Origin of the sequence: Rhizobium esperanzae (assembly GCF_014197615.1) — a bacterium.
GTDB lineage: Bacteria > Pseudomonadota > Alphaproteobacteria > Rhizobiales > Rhizobiaceae > Rhizobium > Rhizobium esperanzae_A.
On record NZ_JACIFY010000052.1, the window covers coordinates 1 to 1,427 of the forward strand.

General features: G+C 62.7%; 1 protein-coding gene. It reads left to right on the forward strand.

The annotated features are described in order from the left end of the window. Nucleotides 1-176 precede the first annotated feature (176 nt). Nucleotides 177-1,415 (forward strand): IS4 family transposase, encoded by a 1,239-nt coding sequence (locus tag GGD57_RS28970; RefSeq protein WP_184473596.1) that lies wholly within the window; start codon nucleotides 177-179, stop codon nucleotides 1,413-1,415. The last annotated feature ends 12 nt before the right edge of the window (nucleotides 1,416-1,427 follow it).

Consider the following 1,427-nt stretch of genomic DNA (forward strand, 5'->3'; position numbering starts at 1 on the left):
CGGGGCTATGGCATTCACACATTTAGAATTGCCTATGTGATGGTGTTCTGATTCTCTTGCTGGACGCAGGAGAATTGAGCGATGGATGATTTGAGCCTGGGACGGTTTGGCGACCGCCGCCTGGAAAAAGGGGGGCGTTCCTGCTGGGGCGTCTGGTTGAGACGGCCGGCCAAGGCATGCGGGTGCGCAAGCTTGGAGGGCATCGGGCCGGAGAGATCCGTTTGACCCGGTTTTTGCGCAATGATGCCGTCAATCCGCAGGAGATGATCGAGCAGGCGGCGTTGCGTACAGCTGGCCGTAGCGCAGATCGTCATGTCCTGGCCATTCAGGATACGACGGTGGTCCGCTCCAGCGGCGGTGGCGGTCTTTATCTGCATGCTATGATCGGGGTCGACGCCGACGATGGCGCGATCGTCGGAGCGATCCATGGACAGTTTCTAAGCCGCGACCAGGGCAAGCGCGGCACGCAGCGCGCGCGTCCGATCGAGGAGAAGGAGAGCTATCGCTGGCTGGAGAGCGCCGACCGGGCGGCTGAGGTTTGTGCGGCGGCGCGCCACATCACCGTCATTGCCGACCGCGAAAGCGATATCTACGAGGCCTTCACCCGAAGACCTGCCAATGTCGACCTTGTCGTGCGCGCTGCCAAAGACCGCAGTTTCGGCAAAGACCAGCCCTCGCTGTTTGCCATGGCGGATGCCTTGCCGGTTTCGGCAAACCTTGCCTTTACCCTGCCGGCCAAGCCTGGCCGCAAGGAGCGCGACACGCAGTTGGCGATCCGCTTCAGCGCGGTGACATTGCCGCACCCGAGGAACGGCATCTACAAGAAGACCCCGGATGGGGCGCGTCTTTATCTGGTGGATGTGCGCGAAACCGTCACACCACCAGGCGAGACGCCGATCCATTGGCGGTTGCTGACGACCTATGCGGTGTCGGATACCGACCAGGCGGCGGCGGTCATCGCCCTTTATCGCCGCCGTTGGACGATCGAGCAATTGTTCCGCACCCTGAAGACCCAAGGCTTCGATATCGAAGGCCTGCGCGTAGAGGACGAGGTGGCGCTGAGCAATCTGGTGACGGCTGCCTTCGTCGCGGCCGTGATCGTGCAGCAACTGGTGCATGCCCGCGACGGTGCCCCGCCCGGCAGCACCTTGCGTCCCATCGAAGACGCCTTCGAACCAAGCGACCGGCCGCTGCTGGAAGCTTTTTGCGCCAAGCTGGAGGGCAAAACCGCCAAACAGAAGAACCCGCATCCTAAAGGTTCGCTGGCCTACGCCGCCTGGGTCTGCGCCCGCCTCGGCGGTTGGACCGGCTACTACGGCAAGCCCGGGCCAATCGTCATACTCGACGGATGGCAACAGTTCCAAGCCGCCAAGCGCGGCGTAGGCCTCCTCCTCGCCGCTTTCGACAATGTGTGAATCTGATAGCCC